General features: G+C 71.2%; 3 protein-coding genes. All 3 read left to right on the top strand.

All coding sequences use genetic code 11. The features are described 5' to 3' along the window. Position 1 precedes the first annotated feature (1 nt). Complete coding sequence (locus P409_RS37550) at positions 2–121, top strand: ComF family protein (protein ID WP_430515689.1); 120 nt, start codon at positions 2–4, stop codon at positions 119–121. Between the two features lie 102 nt (positions 122–223). Next, complete coding sequence (grxC, locus tag P409_RS34910) at positions 224–493, top strand: glutaredoxin 3 (protein WP_034849576.1); 270 nt, start codon at positions 224–226, stop codon at positions 491–493. A gap of 30 nt (positions 494–523) precedes the next feature. Further along, positions 524–1118 (top strand): nitrilase-related carbon-nitrogen hydrolase (locus tag P409_RS34905; protein ID WP_034849574.1); only part of this gene is annotated, 595 nt, incomplete at its 3' end.

The following is a 1118-nucleotide window of genomic DNA, read 5'->3' as shown; positions in this document are numbered from 1 at the left end:
GCTGCTGGTCGATGATGTGCTGACCACCGGCGCCACCATTGACGAATGCGCCCGGGCGCTGCGGCGCAAGGGGGCCGCCGGGGTCGACGTGGTGACGCTGGCGCGGGTGCCGCCGCCGTGAGGCCGGCGCGCGCCCAGGGCATGGGCGCCATTCATCGGGCGCAGACCCCCTGGCATCCCAGCACGAATGCCCTCATATTCGAAGGACTCTTCGGAGGATCGCATGCCACCCGTCACCGTCTACTCCAGCCCGTTCTGCCCCTATTGCTACATGGCCAAGAAGCTGCTGACCCAGAAGGGCGTCAGCTTCGAGGAGATCGATGTGGTGGCCGAGCCGTCGCGGCGGGAGGAGATGCGGCAGCGCGCCCATGGTCGCAACACCGTGCCGCAGATCTTCATCGGCGCAACCCATGTCGGCGGCAATGACGACCTCCAGGCGCTGGAACGCGCCGGCAAGCTCGACCCGCTCCTGGCCGAATCCGCGCCGGCCTGATCGACCGTTCCGCCGGATGAGGGCGATGGGATGACGAGGTTCGCCGCCGCCTGCGTCCAGCTCAATGCCGGCACGGAGATCGAGCCGAACCTGCAGGCGGCGGGAACGCTGATCCGGCAGGCCCGTGACGCCGGGGCGACGCTGATCGCCACCCCCGAGAACACAGGCTTCATCGCCCACGGCCGCGAGGCCGTGCTGCAGCGGGCCCTGCCGGAGGCAGAGCATCCCGGCCTGCCCTTCTTCGCCGGGTTGGCGCGCGAGACCGGGGCGACGCTGCTGATCGGGTCGCTGTCGATCGGCCTGCCCGGCGGCAAGGCGGCCAACCGCTCCTACCTGTTCGCGCCGTCGGGCGAGATCCTGGCCCGCTACGACAAGATCCACATGTTCGACGTCGAACTGGCGGGCGGCGAGCGCTATCGCGAGAGCGCCACCTTCGCGCCGGGCGGCCAGGCGGTGGCGGCGCCGCTGCCGGCAGGCGGCGTGCTGGGCCTGACCGTCTGCTACGACCTGCGCTTCGCCTATCTCTATCGGGCCCTGGCCCAGGCCGGCGCCGACGTCCTCGCCGTGCCGGCCGCCTTCACCCGCAAGACCGGCCAGGCCCATTGGCACGTGCTGCTGCGCGCCC

The organism is Inquilinus limosus MP06 (assembly GCF_000767795.1).
Lineage (GTDB): Bacteria > Pseudomonadota > Alphaproteobacteria > DSM-16000 > Inquilinaceae > Inquilinus > Inquilinus limosus_E.
Note: the sequence above shows the minus strand (reverse complement) of the source record. Positions and strands in the feature narration are given on the sequence as shown.

Excerpts from the sequence above, each read along its gene's own strand:
- grxC (WP_034849576.1), top strand. The coding sequence starts at position 224 with ATGCCACCCGTCACCGTCTACTCCAGCCCGTTCTGCCCCTATTGCTAC.